Source organism: Paracoccus maritimus (assembly GCF_025195095.1).
Classification (GTDB): domain Bacteria; phylum Pseudomonadota; class Alphaproteobacteria; order Rhodobacterales; family Rhodobacteraceae; genus Paracoccus; species Paracoccus maritimus.
This window is the reverse complement of sequence record NZ_JANAVZ010000005.1, coordinates 132,669-149,251: the sequence shown is the minus strand read 5'-3', so window position 1 is coordinate 149,251 and position 16,583 is coordinate 132,669. Positions and strand designations below refer to the sequence as shown.

General features: G+C 64.5%; 18 protein-coding genes. 7 read left to right on the top strand and 11 right to left on the bottom strand.

What is annotated here, in order from left to right; genetic code table 11:
- The first annotated feature begins 285 nt into the window (after nucleotides 1-285).
- Genes MU516_RS10420 through MU516_RS10410 form a run of 3 tightly spaced genes read left to right on the top strand, consistent with a single transcriptional unit; the run spans nucleotide 286 to nucleotide 2,904 of the window.
- Nucleotides 286-1,470 (top strand): isochorismate synthase, encoded by a 1,185-nt coding sequence (locus MU516_RS10420; RefSeq protein WP_260277164.1) that lies wholly within the window; start codon nucleotides 286-288, stop codon nucleotides 1,468-1,470.
- A gap of 25 nt (nucleotides 1,471-1,495) precedes the next feature.
- The gene (locus MU516_RS10415) at nucleotides 1,496-2,134 is read left to right on the top strand and encodes an isochorismatase family protein (RefSeq protein ID WP_260277163.1); all 639 of its coding nucleotides are present in this window, start codon (nucleotides 1,496-1,498) and stop codon (nucleotides 2,132-2,134) included.
- Entirely contained in the window at nucleotides 2,134-2,904 is a 771-nt protein-coding gene (locus MU516_RS10410) for an SDR family oxidoreductase (RefSeq protein WP_260277162.1), read from the top strand. The genes MU516_RS10415 and MU516_RS10410 overlap by 1 nt, the downstream gene beginning before the upstream one ends.
- A gap of 9 nt (nucleotides 2,905-2,913) precedes the next feature.
- On the opposite strand, the gene MU516_RS10405 is transcribed toward MU516_RS10410, so the two are convergent.
- A complete protein-coding gene (locus tag MU516_RS10405) occupies nucleotides 2,914-3,162 on the bottom strand; it encodes a phosphopantetheine-binding protein (RefSeq protein WP_260277161.1) in 249 nt (82 codons plus the stop codon).
- Complete coding sequence (locus MU516_RS10400; RefSeq protein WP_260277160.1) at nucleotides 3,159-4,784, bottom strand: (2,3-dihydroxybenzoyl)adenylate synthase; 1,626 nt, start codon at nucleotides 4,782-4,784, stop codon at nucleotides 3,159-3,161. Before MU516_RS10400 ends, MU516_RS10405 begins: the two co-directional genes overlap by 4 nt.
- A gap of 138 nt (nucleotides 4,785-4,922) precedes the next feature.
- Between MU516_RS10400 and MU516_RS10395 the strand changes: the two genes are divergently transcribed.
- Nucleotides 4,923-6,263 carry a condensation domain-containing protein gene (locus tag MU516_RS10395; RefSeq protein WP_260277159.1) on the top strand — a complete coding sequence of 447 codons (1,341 nt, stop codon included), beginning with the start codon at nucleotides 4,923-4,925 and terminating at the stop codon, nucleotides 6,261-6,263.
- Nucleotides 6,264-6,270: 7 nt separating this feature from the next.
- On the opposite strand, the gene MU516_RS10390 is transcribed toward MU516_RS10395, so the two are convergent.
- Nucleotides 6,271-6,579 carry a DUF2218 domain-containing protein gene (locus tag MU516_RS10390; protein WP_260277158.1) on the bottom strand — a complete coding sequence of 103 codons (309 nt, stop codon included), beginning with the start codon at nucleotides 6,577-6,579 and terminating at the stop codon, nucleotides 6,271-6,273.
- 176 nt (nucleotides 6,580-6,755) lie between these two features.
- Between MU516_RS10390 and MU516_RS10385 the strand changes: the two genes are divergently transcribed.
- Nucleotides 6,756-7,598 carry a glycosyltransferase family 32 protein gene (locus MU516_RS10385; protein WP_260277157.1) on the top strand — a complete coding sequence of 281 codons (843 nt, stop codon included), beginning with the start codon at nucleotides 6,756-6,758 and terminating at the stop codon, nucleotides 7,596-7,598.
- A gap of 11 nt (nucleotides 7,599-7,609) precedes the next feature.
- On the opposite strand, the gene MU516_RS10380 is transcribed toward MU516_RS10385, so the two are convergent.
- From MU516_RS10380 to MU516_RS10370, 3 genes are all read right to left on the bottom strand, one after another.
- Complete coding sequence (locus tag MU516_RS10380) at nucleotides 7,610-9,889, bottom strand: NADP-dependent malic enzyme (protein WP_260277156.1); 2,280 nt, start codon at nucleotides 9,887-9,889, stop codon at nucleotides 7,610-7,612.
- Nucleotides 9,890-9,991: 102 nt separating this feature from the next.
- Nucleotides 9,992-10,981: an NAD(P)H-quinone oxidoreductase gene (locus MU516_RS10375; RefSeq protein ID WP_260277155.1), complete on the bottom strand. Its 990-nt coding sequence runs from the start codon at nucleotides 10,979-10,981 to the stop codon at nucleotides 9,992-9,994.
- Between the two features lie 13 nt (nucleotides 10,982-10,994).
- The gene (locus tag MU516_RS10370) at nucleotides 10,995-11,651 is read right to left on the bottom strand and encodes a COQ9 family protein (RefSeq protein WP_260277154.1); all 657 of its coding nucleotides are present in this window, start codon (nucleotides 11,649-11,651) and stop codon (nucleotides 10,995-10,997) included.
- Nucleotides 11,652-11,744: 93 nt separating this feature from the next.
- Here MU516_RS10370 and rpsU point away from each other — a divergent pair, with 93 nt between their 5' ends.
- Nucleotides 11,745-11,951 carry a 30S ribosomal protein S21 gene (gene rpsU / locus MU516_RS10365; protein WP_022705914.1) on the top strand — a complete coding sequence of 69 codons (207 nt, stop codon included), beginning with the start codon at nucleotides 11,745-11,747 and terminating at the stop codon, nucleotides 11,949-11,951.
- A gap of 88 nt (nucleotides 11,952-12,039) precedes the next feature.
- On the opposite strand, the gene MU516_RS10360 is transcribed toward rpsU, so the two are convergent.
- Complete coding sequence (locus MU516_RS10360; RefSeq protein ID WP_260277153.1) at nucleotides 12,040-12,804, bottom strand: hypothetical protein; 765 nt, start codon at nucleotides 12,802-12,804, stop codon at nucleotides 12,040-12,042.
- Between the two features lie 70 nt (nucleotides 12,805-12,874).
- Nucleotides 12,875-13,336, bottom strand: coding sequence for an Lrp/AsnC family transcriptional regulator (locus tag MU516_RS10355; protein WP_260277152.1), 462 nt, complete (start codon nucleotides 13,334-13,336; stop codon nucleotides 12,875-12,877).
- A 149-nt stretch (nucleotides 13,337-13,485) separates the two neighbouring features.
- Between MU516_RS10355 and ald the strand changes: the two genes are divergently transcribed.
- A complete protein-coding gene (gene ald / locus MU516_RS10350) occupies nucleotides 13,486-14,604 on the top strand; it encodes an alanine dehydrogenase (protein WP_260277151.1) in 1,119 nt (372 codons plus the stop codon).
- Nucleotides 14,605-14,688: 84 nt separating this feature from the next.
- Here the strand turns inward: ald and mscL are convergent, their stop codons facing one another.
- From mscL to MU516_RS10335, 3 genes are all read right to left on the bottom strand, one after another.
- Complete coding sequence (mscL, locus tag MU516_RS10345; protein WP_260277150.1) at nucleotides 14,689-15,126, bottom strand: large conductance mechanosensitive channel protein MscL; 438 nt, start codon at nucleotides 15,124-15,126, stop codon at nucleotides 14,689-14,691.
- A gap of 195 nt (nucleotides 15,127-15,321) precedes the next feature.
- Complete coding sequence (locus MU516_RS10340) at nucleotides 15,322-15,975, bottom strand: DsbA family protein (protein WP_260277149.1); 654 nt, start codon at nucleotides 15,973-15,975, stop codon at nucleotides 15,322-15,324.
- Complete coding sequence (locus MU516_RS10335) at nucleotides 15,969-16,511, bottom strand: DUF721 domain-containing protein (RefSeq protein WP_425606843.1); 543 nt, start codon at nucleotides 16,509-16,511, stop codon at nucleotides 15,969-15,971. The genes MU516_RS10340 and MU516_RS10335 overlap by 7 nt, the downstream gene beginning before the upstream one ends.
- Nucleotides 16,512-16,583 lie beyond the last annotated feature (72 nt).

The following is a 16,583-nucleotide window of genomic DNA, read 5'->3' as shown; positions in this document are numbered from 1 at the left end:
CCACGAGACCGCGCCAAGGCAGGGTTTCGCCGCGCCTCCATAATCCTTACTTTTTTAGTTGACTATAGCCCGGCGATTGGACAGGTTCGCGCCGGGATCCGACATAAACCCTCTTGTCGCTCCTCGGATCGCGTCCCGCCCCGGTCATGGCGCGGCCCGACCCTTGAAAACCCCACCGACGCATAGCCAACCCTGCTTCGCGTCCGGCAGGCATCATCCTTGGCCGGTCAGGCCCTGTCCCGAAACGCCCCGGCAACCGCCAGTGGGCAGCCAGTGATGCACAGCATGAACATGTCATTTCTCGATCCTGCCAGATGCGCGCGGACCAACGCCGCGGTGGGGCATTTCGTCTTCCGCGGACCGAACGGCACCCTGCGCGCCAAAGGGACGCCATCGCCGGTCCCCTCCGGAATCGGCACGACGCGACAGGCACGGGTGTCGCAGGCCCTTGCGGGAGGTGGCACCGGTTCGGTTCTGGCAGGTGCGCTGCCGTTCCGGCGCGACGGGGTTGACTGCCTGTGGCTTGCCTCCGGCATCGACCGCCAGCCGCTGCATGTGACAACCGCGCAAGCCTGCGCGCCAGATCCCACTCTGCGCGCGGAGCCCGCCGCGGCGAAATACGCCGAAACCGTTGCCGAAGCGCTGCGCATCATGGCGTCCGACCCAGACGGCCCGGACCGTCTGCGCAAGATCGTGCTGGCACGCAGCCTGACCGTGCACGCCAGCCGCCCGATCAGTCCCGACATGCTGCAATCCAGATTGTCCGAGGACCCGATGGTGACAACCTTTCGCGTAACGCTGCGCGATGCATCCTTCGGGGACGGCCCCGCAGTTCTGGTCGGCGCCTCGCCCGAGATACTGGTGGAAAAGCGCGCGGGTCGGATCATGTCGAACCCGCTCGCGGGGTCTGCACCGCGACACGCGGACCCCATCGCGGATGCCGAGGCTTGCGCCGGATTGGCCGGATCTGCCAAGGATCGTCGCGAACACGCGATGGTTGTGGAATATATCCTCGACACGCTTGCCCCCTGGTGCCGCCAGCTTGGCTGCCCGGATGGCACGGGCCTGACCTGCACGCGCAGCATGTGGCATCTGGGAACCCGCATTACCGGCGAACTGAAAGACGACAGCACCCCGTCAATCCTGCTGGCCACGATGCTGCACCCAACCCCGGCGGTGTGCGGCCTGCCCTGCGATCGCGCCGCCGCATTGATCGAGCGTCTCGAACCGGTCGCACGCGACTTCTATGCAGGCGCCGTGGGCTGGTGCGACACCACGGGTGATGGCGCCTGGCATGTCGCGATCCGCTGCGCCCGGATCGCCGGCAATCAGGCCCGGCTTTATGCCGGTGCCGGGATCGTGCCAGGCTCGGAGCCCGCGTCCGAGGCCGCCGAGACCGGCAACAAGTTTGCCGCGCTGCTGCGCGCCCTGGGTTTGCCCGCAGAGGCCGCCATGGCCGCCACGAACTGACCCGAACCGAATCGAAAGACCGACGATGGCCCTGCCCCGCATCATGCCCTACGCGGCCCCGACCGACCTGCCACGCCCGCGCGCGGACTGGCGCCCCGAACGCGACCGGACGGCCCTGCTGGTCCATGACATGCAGCGGTATTTCTGCGCCGCATTCAGCCCTGACCAACAGCCGCTGGAATCCGTCACAGGAAATATCGCACGACTTCTGGCGTCGGCGCGCCAAGCCGGCATTCCGGTGTTCTACACCGCGCAGCGCGGCGACCAGCTTCGCGCGGATCGCGGGTTGCAGTCGGATCTTTGGGGCCCGGGCATGCGCGCGACCCCTGAACACGAAGAGATCCTGCCCGGAATCGCGCCCCGATCCGGCGACCTCGTGCTGGTCAAACATCGCTACAGCGCATTCCAGCGATCAAACATGGCCGAGCTGATGCGCGCGCGCGGCCGCGATCAGTTGCTGGTGACGGGGATCTACGCGCATATCGGCTGTCTGTGCACCGCAGCCGAGGCGTTCCAGCGCGATATCCAACCCTTTGCGATCACCGACGCGCAGGCCGACTTCGACCTGCCGCGTCACGAAATGGCGATGGGATGGGTGGCCGCGTGCTGCGGCGGCGTGATCGACACCAAGGCGGCGCTGGCCGCGATGGCGGAGGCTGCGTGATGCGACTGACCGGATTTCAGGACCGCGCGGCTTTCGTCACCGGCGCCGCCGGGGGCATCGGACAGGCGGTGGTCGCCCTGCTGCGCGACGCGGGCGCACGCGTCTTCGCGACCGATCTGGCGCCAGCCCCGCCCGATCTGCCTGCGAATGACGGGCTGATCTGGCACAGGCTGGATGTCGCCGACGGCCCCGCCGTAGAAGCCGCAATCGCCCTTGCGGCAGAGGCGATGGGCCCGATCACGCTGGCCGTGCATGCCGCCGCGATCCTGTCGAATCTGTCGGTCCTGGGCACATCCGATCAGGAATGGCAGCGGGTGCTGGCGACAAATGCGGGCGGTACATTCCACGTCACCCGTGCGATCGGCAGGCATATGGTCACGCAGAACCGACCGGGCTCGATCGTGGTCATCGGATCGAATGCCGCCGGTGTGCCACGGCAGAACATGGCAAGCTATGCCGCCTCGAAGGCGGCGGCGGCCCTGCTGGTTCGCTGTGCCGGGCTGGAACTTGCACAGCATCGCGTGCGCTGCAACATCGTCGCCCCCGGATCGACCCTGACACCCATGCAGACCGGCATGTGGGCCGATGATCAGGGTGCCGCACTGGTGATCGCGGGCGACCCGGCCAGCTTCCGCACCGGAATTCCCCTGGCCAAGCTGGCCACCCCGCAGGATATCGCGCAGGCCGCGATGTTCCTGCTGTCGGATCAGGCGGGCCATGTAACCATGGCCGATCTGTATGTCGATGGCGGCGCCACGCTGCGCGCATGACCCCACAGGCTATGCCCTCGCGCGCCGGTCGATCAGGGCCCACCATGCATCGACCGTCGCCTCGCGGGCCAGATCCTCGAAGGTGACCGGCACCCCGCGTCGCTCCAGTTCCGCGACCATCTGCATGACCGCGACCGAATCCAGACCATAAAGGGTCAGGTCCTCGGCCGGATCAATCGGCCCCTCGTCATCGACCATGCCGGAAACACGGTTCATCAGCCAGCCGCGATCCGGCGTCGGCATATCGTTCGGGGTCATCCTGTCGCTCCTGGTTTTTCTGCAAGCTCCAGCTGCGCGCGAAGCTGTCTCTTGTCGGGCTTTCCGACCGCCGTCAGCGGCAGGTCATCCACGAACCGGAAACGGTCCGGCAGCTTGTAGTCGGCAATCCCGAGCCCGGTCAGGTGGCGTCGCAGATCGACGCCGCGCAGGTTGGTGCGCGCGACCACGAAAGCGCAGCTTTTCTCGCCCAGACCCGCGTCGGGCATCGGCACCAACGCCACCTGTCGTATCTCGGCGTGCCGCAGCAGCAGATGTTCGACCTCTTCCGAGGCAATCTTTTCACCGCCGCGATTGATCTGATCCTTGACCCGACCGACGACGCGCAGGTTGCCACCCGCCGTCCGGCGGACCAGATCACCGCTGAAATAGAAGCCATCGGCATCGAAGGCGCGGGCGTTCTGGTCCGGCGCAAGGTAGTAGCCGCGAAACGTATAAGGGCCGCGCACCGCAAGCTGACCCGTCTCGCCGTCGGGAACCGGGCTGCCGTCTTCGGACAGGATCCGGATTTCGTCGTCGGGACTGATTGGCCGCCCCTGCGTTGTAAAAACGACATCCTCGGGGTCGTCCAGCCGCGTGTAGTTCACCAGCCCTTCGGCCATGCCGAAGACCTGCTGCAGCCTGCATCCCAGCTTGTCCGGCACCTGCCGCGCCTGCGCTTCGGCGAAACTGGCCCCGCCGACCAGCAGATGGTCCAGCGGCGCGGGGGGCGCACCGCGCGTTTCCGCCGCCTGTATCCACAGCCCTACGGCCGATGGCACAAGGGCTGCCATCGTCACCGAATGTCGCGCGATCAGATCGAAGCACGACAGCGGGTCTGGGCTGTCGGCCATTACCACGGTGCCGCCGGCATGAAACACCCCCAACGCGCCCGGCGAGCTGAGCAGGAAATTGTGCGGCGCGGGCAACGCGCACAGAAACCTGGTCTGCTGCGTCACGCCACAGATACGGACGCTTTCGCGCACGCTGTAGTCGTAATCGTCATGGGTTCGCGGGATCAGCTTCGGTGTGCCGGTGCTGCCGCCCGACAATTGGAAGAACGCAACACTGTGCGCAGGCGTCGGAGCCATGCCCGGCGGTGGGCTTGCGTCACGGCTTAGCCAGTGCGTCAGGCTGCGCGAAGCCTGCTCATCACCCAGGAACAGCGCCTCGGACAGGTTCGGGATCAGAGCCTGCAACTGCGCAAGAAACGCGTCATCCCCGAAAAGACTGTGGGCACGGTCCGCGATCAGAAGCCGGGGCTGAATCTGGTCCGCATAGGACGACAGCTCGATCTGACGATGGCTGTACAGCGCGTTGACGGGCGCAACGCCCAGCTTCATCAGCGCAAGGAATACGATGTAGAATTCGGCGACATTGGGCAATTGTACCAGCGCGGTATCCCCGCGCCCCAAACCGCGCCCGGAAAGATACGCGGCAAGATTGGTCGCAGCCCGATCAAGTTCAGCATAGCTGACATGCCGTCCCTTGCAGATGATCGCGGCCGCTTCAGGCCTAGCGCTGGCCTGCGCCTCGATTCCCGCACAAAGCGGACGGCCGATCCAATATCCGCGCTGGCGATAGATCTGGCCTAGTTCCTTTGGCCAGGGTGCGAATTCGATCATGACAGACGGGCCCTTGTGGCAGGTAAATCTGGATGCGCCATGGACGGCTGGTTGACGCCACCGGATACATAAGTATTTTTGTCGGAAATAGCAATCCGACCATTTCCCCCGCGCCTCGACACGTGAAAGGATGCCCAGATGGCTTGGCCCCGGCAGCGCACTGAATGGCTTCCGCTGACACTGGGTCAGCTTGATTTTTGGCAGGAATATCGCGCCCATCGGGGCAAGGCGGTGTCCACCGTCGCGCATCTGACCCGCCTGCACGGCGATCTGGACCACGCCGCTTTGTCCGCCGCGATCCGCGACTGCATCGCGGAATCTGATGTCATGTGCCTGCGGTTCCGGGAACGCGACGGCATCCCGGAACAGATGATCGATCCCGCGCTGGCCCCTGTTCTGCGCGAGATGGATCTGCGCGGCGAAACCGATCCTGACAGTCGGGCGCGCAGCATGATGCAGGAAGACCTGGATCGCCCGCTTGACCTTCTGACGGGTCCGCTGGCCGCGCAATGGCTGGTCAGGACGGACGACAACGACTGGATGTGGTATTGCCGCGGCCATCACATCTTTCTTGACGGATATTCCATGGCACTGATCGAACGGCGCGTGGCGCGCCTGTATGCGCACCACGCAACGGGCGACGACCCCGGCGACCCGTTCCTGCCCTTCCCGGACTATCTTCGTGAAGAAAGCGAATATCGCGCCAGTGACCGCCACGCATCCAACGGTGCGTTCTGGCAGGACCGGATCGCCGCCGCGCCCAGGCTTGCCGTGCTGGACAAGGGATCCGAGGATTATCCCCAGACGCAGCGCTGCGCCGCGACAGACCTGCACCATCTGTCAGCCCCTCTGCGAACCGCCGGCGAGCGTTTCGGGATGGGCTGGCCCGACGCGCTGACCTTGCTGACAGGGCTGTGGCTTTGGGGCCATCCCGAAAGCGATCAGGGCCGAGCCTGCACCGACCGCGTGGTCTGGCTGCCCTTCCAAAGCCGCATGGGCAGTGTTGGTTCGCGCATTCCGGCGATGGCCGTCAACATCCTGCCGTTCCGCGTCGCCGCAGATCCGACGCACGATTTGACCGAAACCCTGCGCAACATGGCGCGCGATCTGCGCAAGCATAGGCGGCACGGACGCTATCGCATCGAACAGATCACGCTTGACCAGGGCATCCCGGCGGGACGGCGATATTTCTTTTCTCCGCTGATCAATGTCATGCCCTTCGACCCGCCCCGCCTGCCAGGCGCGGATATCGGGCAAGAGGTGCTTGCGGCGGGACCGGGCGATGGTTTCAATATCGGCTTCGCGGCAGACAGCTGTGGCGACGGGCTGACGCTGTATCTGGAGGCGGACCCCCGGCTGACCCCGGACGCGCTGTTCCGGCATCACGCCGATGGCTTGCCGCGCTTCTTGCAGCAATGCCTTTGCGATGATGACGGGGCCGCGTCGCTGCAGGAACTGTTGCGCTTGTCGCCGGCCTGAATACGCCTCAGTCGGCGACTGCGGGCGCAGACCAGTCCATGGTCTGAAAATCCTCGCGGAAGGCAAAGCGCTTCAGATGATCGTCGATGATCGGACGCATCCGCGCCAACGCGGTTTCGCTGTCCGCACATAGCTGCACGGTCAGACCGGAATCGCCTGCGTGTAGTTTTGCCGTCCCCATGGCGAAGGTGACATGACCCTGAACGCCCTCGACCTCGGCCGGCACCTTGTGGGCGAAATGCTTGCAAAGCTGCGTCATGTATTTCCGCGCGTTCTGCGTGGCAAACTGCCCGACCGTCTGAAATCTCGCCGTCATCGTTAATTCCAACTTGTTTTGTCAACTTTACGTCAAATGCGCCGATCCACCCCTGTGTGTCAATGCCCGGCCTGCTGTCAAACAATCACATCGCGGCGAAGGGATCGCGGCCCCAGCCGGTTGCGCCACAACCGCAGGCGGCGCATCTTCTACGCAAACATGAAACGGAGACCGGTTTGCCAAAAGACACCGCTTGGCCGCTACCCGTCGCCTCGTTCTGGGCGGGCGAGCCGCTTTCCTTCATCGAACAGATGGTGATTCGTTCCTATCAGGAACAAGGCTGCGACTTCACGCTGTATCTGGCGCATCCTGTCGCCGGTATTCCCGATGGCGTGCGAACAGCAAACGCCGTCGACATCATGCCGCCGCCCGACTTCCTGTCCGATCCGCCCACGCGCAAGGAAATGGCGGTCTGGTCGGATCTGTTCCGGGTCGAACTGCTGCAACGGCATCAGGTGATCTGGGCAGATCTGGACGCCTATTGTCTGCGACCGTTCGCGCTGAATGACGGCTATGCGGCTGGCCTGGACGACAGGGGCGGCGTCCTGTCCGGAGTGCTGGCGCTGCCACCGGGCTGCCCGGCACTGCAGCTGATGGCAAGGTTTCTCGAGCGTCGTCAGCTTGAACCACCCTGGGCAGACCCCGGCTGGATTGATCGGCGCCGCGGTCAGGACCGGCTGGGACCGGCCGACCTGCCGTGGGGTGATACCGGGCCGCGACTTCTGACGCACGCGCTGCAGCAGACAGGCCAGTTCTGGCGCGCCGCCCCACGGCACATCTATTATCCGCTGTTTCGCGACTCTCTGCCGCTGCTTTGGACGCCTGGGGCGCCGGACAGGCTGATCCAGCGCGACGGGACCACGTCGGTCCATATCTTCGGCTTCACCAAGCGCGCCTTGTGGACCTGGTGGCAGGGGGTGCCGCCGCCCGAAAGCTGGCTTGCGCGAACCGCACGGCGGCACGGAATAGATCCTGTCGCCGCGCCCGCCAAGGCAGAGCCGCTGCCCAGCAAGGGCTGATGCGGCCGGACCTAGCGGACCGCGCCAAGCCCCCCGGCCGAAATCGCCGCCATATGCAGGATATCGCTGACCGTCGAGGTCGTCGAACAGATCTGGATCGGCCGCGGCACCCCGGTCAGGATCGGGCCGATCACCGTCGCGCCCGCCATTTCCTGCATCAGCTTGACCGAGATCGACGCCGAATGCCGTGCCGGCACGACCAGCACATTCGCCGGGCCGGTCAGCCGACTGAACGGATAGCGCGCAGCTGAATCGGCGTTCAGGGCGACATCCACGGTCATCTCGCCCTCGTATTCGAAATCGACGCCGCGCGCATCCAGCACCTTGGGCGCCTCGGCCATCTTCGTGGCCCTTTCGCTGACCGGATACCCGAAATTCGAGAAGGACAGGAAGGCAACGCGCGGCTCCAGCCCAAGGCCGCGGGCGACCGCGGCACCGCGGGTCGCGATGTCCGCCAGATCTTCGGCCTCGGGCCATTCATGAACCAGCGTATCGCCGATCAGGACGATCCGCCCCTTGTGCAGCACCGCCGTGACGCCCACCGCCCTGTCCTGCGGTCGCAGATCGAAAACCTGCCCGATCTGCGCCAGAACATGGGCATTCTTGCGCGTGGCCCCTGTCACCAACCCGTCGCCATGGCCATGGGCCAGCATCAGCGCCGCAAAGACATGGCGGTCGCGATTGGCAAGCTTGTGCGCGTCCTCTCGGTCAACCCCCTTGCGCTGAAGGCGAGCATAGAGAAATTCGTGATAGGCATCGAGATGCCGGGAATTGGCGGCATTCACGACGGTGATCTCACGTGCGGCATCGGCAAGCCCCGCCGCCTCCAGCTTTTCGCGAACGTCATTTTCGCGTCCGACGACAAGCGCCTGTCCCATCCCGGTCCGTTGCCATGCGACAGCCGCGCGCAGCACGCGGGGATCGTCGCCTTCCGCAAAGATCATCCGGGCCTGTTTCTGCCGCGCACGGACGTGAATGCCGCGCAAGATCGCTGCGGTCGGGTCCATCCGCGCCTTCAGCGATTGCACATACCCATCCATGTCGATGATCGGGCGGCGGGCGACGCCCGTATCCATGCCGGCCCGCGCGACGGCAGGCGGCACGACATGGATCAGGCGCGGATCGAAGGGCGTCGGAATGATGTAATCGCGCCCGAACTGCAGCTTGCGGCCATAGGCAGCCGCAACCTCGTCTGGCACATCCTCGCGCGCCAGACGTGCAAGGGCCTGGGCGCAGGCGATCTTCATGTCGTCATTGATCGCCCGGGCGTGGATATCCAGCGCGCCGCGGAACAGATAGGGAAAGCCAAGGACGTTGTTCACCTGGTTCGGGTAATCGCTGCGCCCGGTGGCCACGATGGCGTCGGGGCGGACGGCATGGGCATCTTCGGGGGTGATTTCCGGATCGGGGTTCGCCATGGCGAAGATGACAGGATTGTCGGCCATCGATTGCACCATGTCCTGCGTCACCGCGCCCTTGGCAGACACACCCAGGAACACATCGGCGCCCTTCATCGCGTCTTCCAGGCTGCGGGCCTCGGTCACGACGGCATGGGCGGATTTCCACTGGTTCATGCCCTCGGTGCGACCTTGATAGATCACGCCCTTGGTGTCGCACATGATGCAGTTGTCGTGGCGCGCGCCCATGGATTTCAGCAGTTCCAGACAGGCGATCCCGGCGGCACCGGCGCCGTTCAGGACGATCCTCACGTCCTCGATCTTCTTTCCCGACAGTTCCAGCGCATTGATCAGGCCAGCCGCGCAGATCACCGCCGTGCCATGCTGATCGTCATGGAAGACGGGGATATCCATAAGCTCTTTCAGGCGCTGCTCGATGATGAAGCATTCGGGCGCCTTGATATCTTCCAGGTTGATCCCACCGAAGGTCGGCCCCATCAGCCTGACCGCGTTGACGAATTCGTCGGCATCCTCGGTGTCCAGTTCGATGTCGATGGCGTTCACATCGGCGAATCGCTTGAACAGGACAGCCTTGCCCTCCATCACCGGCTTCGAGGCCAGTGCGCCCAGATTGCCCATCCCAAGGATCGCCGTGCCGTTCGAGATCACTGCAACCATGTTGCCCTTGGTGGTATAGTCATATGCCGTCTCGGGCTGATCGGCGATCGCCTGCACCGGCACGGCCACGCCGGGACTGTATGCCAGTGACAGGTCGCGCTGCGTCGTCATCGGGGTCGAGGCGACGATGTCGTATTTTCCCGGCCGCGGCTCCATATGATAGGCCAGCGCCTCTTCGGGCGTGATGCGGGCACCGCGGCGTGTCTTGTCGGTCATCTGTCGTCGTCCCTCCCCATGCGTCCGGCCTGATTACCGCGCCGCCATCCGGGGCTCAACGCCCCATCGCATTTCCTGATTTTCGATGTCTGAATTGGCAGCTCAGCCGCCCGCGACCTTCAGAACGATCTTGCCGATATGATCGCTGCTTTCCATCCGGCGATGCGCCTCGGCGGCGGCGTCCAACGCGAACTCGCTATCGATGCTGACCTTGACGGCGCCGCCGACGATCAGCGGCCATAGTTGCTTGCGCAGCGCCTCGGCGATCTCGGCCTTGGCCACGTCCGATTGCGGCCGCAGCGTCGACCCGGTCACGGTCAGACGCTTGACCATGACCTGGGCGAAATTCAGCTCGACCTTGGGGCCTTCGAGGAAGGCGATCATCACCAGACGGCCATCATTTGCCAGCGCCTTGATGTTGCGCGGGATATAGCTGCCGCCGACCATGTCCAGGATCAGGTCCGCGCCACCCTCGGGGGCCAGCCGCTTGGTGAAATCCTCGTTGCGGTAATTGATCGCGGTCGCGCCAAGCGACTCGATCGCCGCGCATTTCCGATCGCTGCCTGCGGTGGCAAAAACCCGCGCCCCCAGCGCCCGCGCGATCTGGATCGCCATCATGCCAATCCCCGAGGTACCGCCATGAACCAGAAACCGCTCGCCACCGCGCAGGCCACCGCGCGTCACGACGTTCGACCAGACGGTGAATGCGGTTTCGGGCAGGCACGCCGCTTCGCGCAATGACAGGCCCGCGGGAACCCGCAGCGCGTGATCTGCGTGGCAGGCGACATATTCGGCATACCCGCCGCCGGGCAGCAGCGCGCACACCGTCTCGCCCTTCTTCCAGCGGGTCACGCCCGCGCCCATCCCCACGATCTCGCCCGACGCCTCGAGGCCGGGCAGATCCGAAGCATCCGGAGGCGGCGCGTATGACCCCTGACGTTGCAGAACATCCGGCCGGTTCACGCCGGCATAGGCCACCCGGATCAGGATTTCGTCGTGGCGCGGAACCGGCACCGGGCGGCGGGTCATCTGCAGCTGGTCGGCATCGCCGGGGGCGGCAATCTCGACCGCGTTCATCGCATCGGGAAACATCGTCTCTCCTTCGTCAGGAATGGGTCTTGCCGGGAAGATCACGCGGCTTTGGCGAACGGATCCATCCGAACGCCGCGCGGCCCAGCATCTCGGCGCCCGGCAGGCGGCCAAGACGCGCCTTGACGCCTTCAAAGCGCATCACGCCGTCGATCCGGCGATCAAGAAAGTCCCGACTGTCGGCGCGACAGTCCGAATCGTCGCCCAACCAGAACAGCACGGTCGAGCTGATCACGGCCGACAGCGTCGCACGCTTGGAATACCAGTTCACATCATCGGACCGGTCGCCAAGCCCGGTCCAGATCACATCCGCGGTTTCCCAGACCAGACGCGCGGCCAAGGCGGCATTCTGCGGCAGGGTCAGCGTCGCGGCACCGGCGCGCACCAGTTCCACATCCGACAGTTCCAGCCGATGCCAGACCGCCGCAGCAACCCGATCACGAAACCTGCCCTGCGGCGGCGTGCCCGCCAGCCAGTCGCGCAGTTCCGCATCCGCACGACGATGATAAGCCGCAGCCAGCCCCGCACCGCCTTGCGGGAAATACACCCGCGCAAGCGCGTCGGACATGCCAAGATCACGCGCCCCCGCCAGCAGGGCGCGATCGTTCATGCCGTCAAACGGCACATGGATCAGCGCGGCATCCAGCAGCGCATCGCGTTCGGTCTGGGTCATCATAGCCTCTTCTGGACAAAGGCGTCCGGCTTTGTTATTGGGACGCCTCCTGCAATCTTTGCAACTCTAACCTAGGAAGGTGGTGACAACCACATGCAGGTCAATGTTCGCGACAACAACGTCGAACAAGCACTTCGCGCCCTGAAGAAGAAACTTCAGCGCGAGGGGGTCTTCCGCGAAATGAAGCTTCGGCAGCATTTCGAGAAGCCGTCGGTCAAGAAAGCCCGTGAAAAGGCCGAGGCCGTCCGCCGCGCCCGCAAGCTGGCCCGTAAAAAGGCACAGCGCGAAGGCGCGCTGTAAGGCGACGCGATCCTTTAATTCATTTGAAAACCCCCGTGGCACCATGCCGCGGGGGTTTTCTTTTGGTCATGCCGGGAAGCGGAAAGTATCAGCCATTGCTGTCAGACCCGCCGTCCGACCCACCGTCCGATCCACCATCGGAACCACCATCGGAACCGCCATCGGAACCGCCGTCCGAGTCTCCGCCGCCATCGCCGCCGGAACCGCCGTCGCCGCCGCCATCAGAACCGCTGTCGGATTCGCTGCCGGACTCTCCGCCGTCGCCGCTATCCGTGCCGGCGTCTGCCCCGTCGTCTCCGGCACCCGCATCGCCGCCCATGCCGTCAGCTTCGCCGCCTGTGTCGCTGCCACCATCAGTGGCACCATCACCACTGCCGCCGTCAGCATCGTCACCGCCCCTCGAATCAGAGCCGTCGCCGGACTGGGGTGTCGCGGTCAGGCCTGCCGCGTCTCCCGCCGAGGACCCCTCTGGTGCTTCGCGTGTCTCGACGCCATCGACCGACACCAGACGGCCATTGGCGGTGCTGTAGACCAGTTCGGTCGGGACGCCTGCACGTTGCGCCGTGATGGTCAGGATCGGGCCTTCACGCTGAATGAAGATATCGGAATACCCCTGTGCGGTGAGGGTCTCGGCGATCCGGTCATAGTTCTCAAGGTTTTCCAGGCGCGGATAGTCGCTTTCACTCACGAACCCCTCGGAAGGGGACTCTTGCAAAGCCTCCTCGGGGACCACGACGGTATTGCCCTGCGGCGTTTCGATATCCGAAGTCTGGGCCATGGCTGTCGTCGCCATCAGGCTGGCCGCAGCCAACTGCGTTCCCACGACCAGGGCCTTGAACGGTGTATTCAACATCGCACGTCTCCTGCTGTCTGTCTGGCAGTGACAACGCTGCTGCCGCACCATCGGGTTCCGCGCCGTTGATTCAGACCGGAATAGCGGTAGTCCTGAACACGGTCCGCAACGCAAAGCTGGAGTGCATCTGCGCGACGCCCGGCAGGCGGGCCAGATGCTGACGATGGATGCGGGCGAAATCGTCGGTATCCTCGACCACGATCTTCAGCAGGTAATCTGCAGTTCCCGCCATCAGGTGACATTCCAGCACATCTGGGATGGCGCTGACCGCGCGTTCGAATCCATCAAGCAATTCATCGGCCTGACCCGACAATGTGATCTCGACGAAGACGGTGGTCTGGCGGCGCAGGGCCCGCGCATCCAGCAGCGCGACATAGCCCGAGATGACCCCGGCTTCTTCCAGTCGCTGCACGCGGCGATGACAGGCCGATGGTGAAAGATGCACTTGCTGCGCCAGGTCGGCGTTGCTGATTCGCCCCTTCTTCTGAAGTAGCCCCAGAATTCGGCGGTCTATTGCGTCAAGATTAGTCATTTGCGAATAATCTTCGATTCAGTTAGCAAAATCCAGAACTTTCTTCGAAGAACTGAAGGCAACCGCGCACAGCTTCGCAGCACCTTTCACGCCATGCGTGACAGAATGCACTTCATAATGAATCGCAGAAATTCTGGGAGGAAAACGCGATGAAGATCGGATGCCCAAAGGAAATCAAACCGCAGGAGTTTCGCGTCGGCCTGACACCCGAGGCGGCCGCCGAGGCGATCCTGCGCGGCCACAACGTACTGGTCGAAACCGGTGCCGGGCTGGGTTCGGGCTTTACCGACGAAGATTACATGTCCATCGGCGCCGAGATCGCGCCGGATGCGAAAAGCGTCTTCGACCAGGCCGAAATGATCGTCAAGGTCAAGGAACCGCAGGCCCCCGAACGCAAGATGCTGCGCGAAGGGCAGCTGCTGTTCACCTATCTGCACCTTGCCCCCGACCGTGCCCAGACCGAGGATCTTCTGAATTCCGGCGTCACCTCGATCGCCTACGAGACGGTCACGGACGCACGCGGCGGCCTGCCGCTGCTGGCCCCCATGTCCGAGGTTGCGGGACGGCTGGCGCCGCAGGTCGGATCTTGGGCGCTGCAGAAAGCCAATGGTGGTCGCGGCGTTCTGATGGGCGGCGTTCCGGGCGTGCGGCCCGCGAATGTGCTGGTCATCGGCGGTGGCGTGGTCGGTGCGGCGGCGGCGCGCGTCGCGGTCGGCATGGGCGCGAACGTGACCGTCATGGACCGTTCGGTGCCGCGCCTCAGCTATCTTGACGATGTGTTCATGGGCAAGCTGACGACGCAATATGCCAGTGCCGCAGCAACGGCCGAACTGATCCAGACCGCCGACATGGTGATCGGCGCGGTCCTGATCCCCGGCGCCGCGGCACCCAAGCTGGTCACCCGCGAACAGCTTTCGACCATGCCGCAGGGGTCGGTGCTGGTCGATGTTGCGATTGATCAGGGCGGCTGCTTCGAAACATCGAAGGCCACGACGCATCAGGATCCGATCTACGAGGTCGATGGCGTCGTGCATTATTGCGTGGCGAACATGCCTGGCGCGGTCGCGCGCACATCGACGCAGGCGCTTGGCAATGCCACCCTGCCCTTCATGCTGGCGCTGGCCGGCAAGGGCTGGCGGCAGGCCATCACGGACGACCCGCATCTGCGCGCCGGCCTTTCCACCCATCAGGGCAAGCTGACATCGCTGCCCGTGGGCGAGGCGCTGGGGATCGAGGCGATGACCCCCGATCAGCTTCTGGCCAGCTAGAAGCGACCACACCCCCGCAAATGATTGCGGCGCGACCCATCCGGGTCGCGCCGCTTCTTGCTTGTCCTGACAGTTGTCGGGCGATCAGGCCGCGCGCGCGGCCAGCAAATCGCGAATCTGGGCCAACAGTTCCTCTTGCGATGGGCCGGTCGGCGCAGGGGCTTCTTCTTCCTTCTTCGCGATGGCCATGTCGCGGGCGCGATTCACCGCCTTGACCAACAGGAACACCACCCAGGCGACGATCAGAAAATTCAGCACCGCCATCAGGAATGACCCATACGCAAAAACCGCAGCGCCGGAATCGCGCGCGGCCTGCAGGCTTGCGCCGTCCGGCACGTTGCCCGACATCACCAGATACATGTTCGAAAAGTCGATGCCTCCGGTGAACAGCCCGATGATCGGATTGATCAGATCATCAACCATCGAACTGACGATGGCGGTGAAGGCGGCACCGATGATGATGCCAACGGCCATGTCCATGACATTGCCGCGGGCAATAAATTCCCGGAATTCCTTGATCATGAAACTTGCGGTCCCTCTGCAAAGGCGCGTGTTGCGCGTTGCGCCATATGCTAGCCCGCTTCTGTTCGCACGCCAAGCGTCACCCGCTGGCGGCAAGATGTGTCCGGGAAATCGGCCAAGTCGGCACCGGACAACGAAATCCGACTGCAAGAGGCCGGGCGGGCAAGCGCACCGCGCCCACCCGACCGGCGCTGCTTATTCCTGATCGGACGTATTGCCGTCCGCCAGTTTCGAATCGATGGTCGCCTTCAAATCGTCCCAAGGCTGGTTCATCACCTTCTCGCCACCGATGATGAAGGTCGGCGTCGCCTCGATCTCGTCGGCGGTGGCATTCTGCTGGAACGTCGCGATCAACTGCTCGGCCTTGGCGCTATCGTCCCAGCAAGCGGTCATCTGATCCTCGGTCATTCCCGCCTTCAGGCCGATCTTGCGCAGATTGTTGGCGATTTCCTCGCCATTGCCGCCCGACAGCCATTTTTGCTGTTCGTCAAACAGCATGTCCGAGACGGCATAATACTTGTCGTCGCCGCCGCAGCGGGCAAGGATGCCGGCCCACAATCCGACCTGATCGAAATACACGTCACGCTGGATGAACTTGACCTTGCCGGTATCGACATACTCCGACTTCAGCTTTGGCCAGCTTTGATCATGGAAATTCGCGCAGTGTCCGCAGGTAAAGCTTGCGTACTCGATGACCGTCAAAGGCGCATCATCGGCACCAAGGGCGATGTCGGGCAGCGTCTGGACATCGGCGGCCTCGGTCGCGGTCTCGTCGGCGGGCGCATCCTGCGCCAGCGCGGGCACGGCCAGCGCCACGGCAAGCGCGGTGGCGACAGAGCGGATCAACATGAATTATCCTTTCGGTTCTTTCGGGATGAGAGGTTCAACGCCAGCCGGGCCATCGCCTCGGCCAGCGTCGGATCGTCGAACTGCGCGGCCACGTCATTCGCGCGGGCCGTCGCCTTGGAATCGGGCGGAACCTCGCGGCGCGGCGCTGGCGCGAACTGCGCCTGACCTTCCGCGAAGCCGCTGGCAGAGGTTTGCGTCAGCACGATCTTCTGGATGGCGTTATAGCCATAACAGGCATTCACCCGGTCGCGCAGCTGCGGCAATTGCATCTCGACCATCGGCGCGACCGGGCCGGTCGTCAGCAGGGTCAACGTGGCGCCAAACGCGCCCCGGCTGTGGCTGATACGAACGGGGCGGGTCATCGCGGCCAGCCTGTCGCCCGCGATCTCGGGCCAATGGGTCAGCAGACGACTGACCGCAAAGCCGCGCCCCTCGGCCGCCTTCTGCACCCGGTCCGCCAGCAGCGACGCCGCCGCCTCGAAGCCGCGCCTGCGGCGCCGCTGCGGCATGTTCGTCTTTGCGGGCCTCTGTGCCATCTTCGCCTGATCGGTTATCACCCCCACATCCTTAATCAGCAGGGCACAGGGATGAAAGCGCGCTGCGCAGCG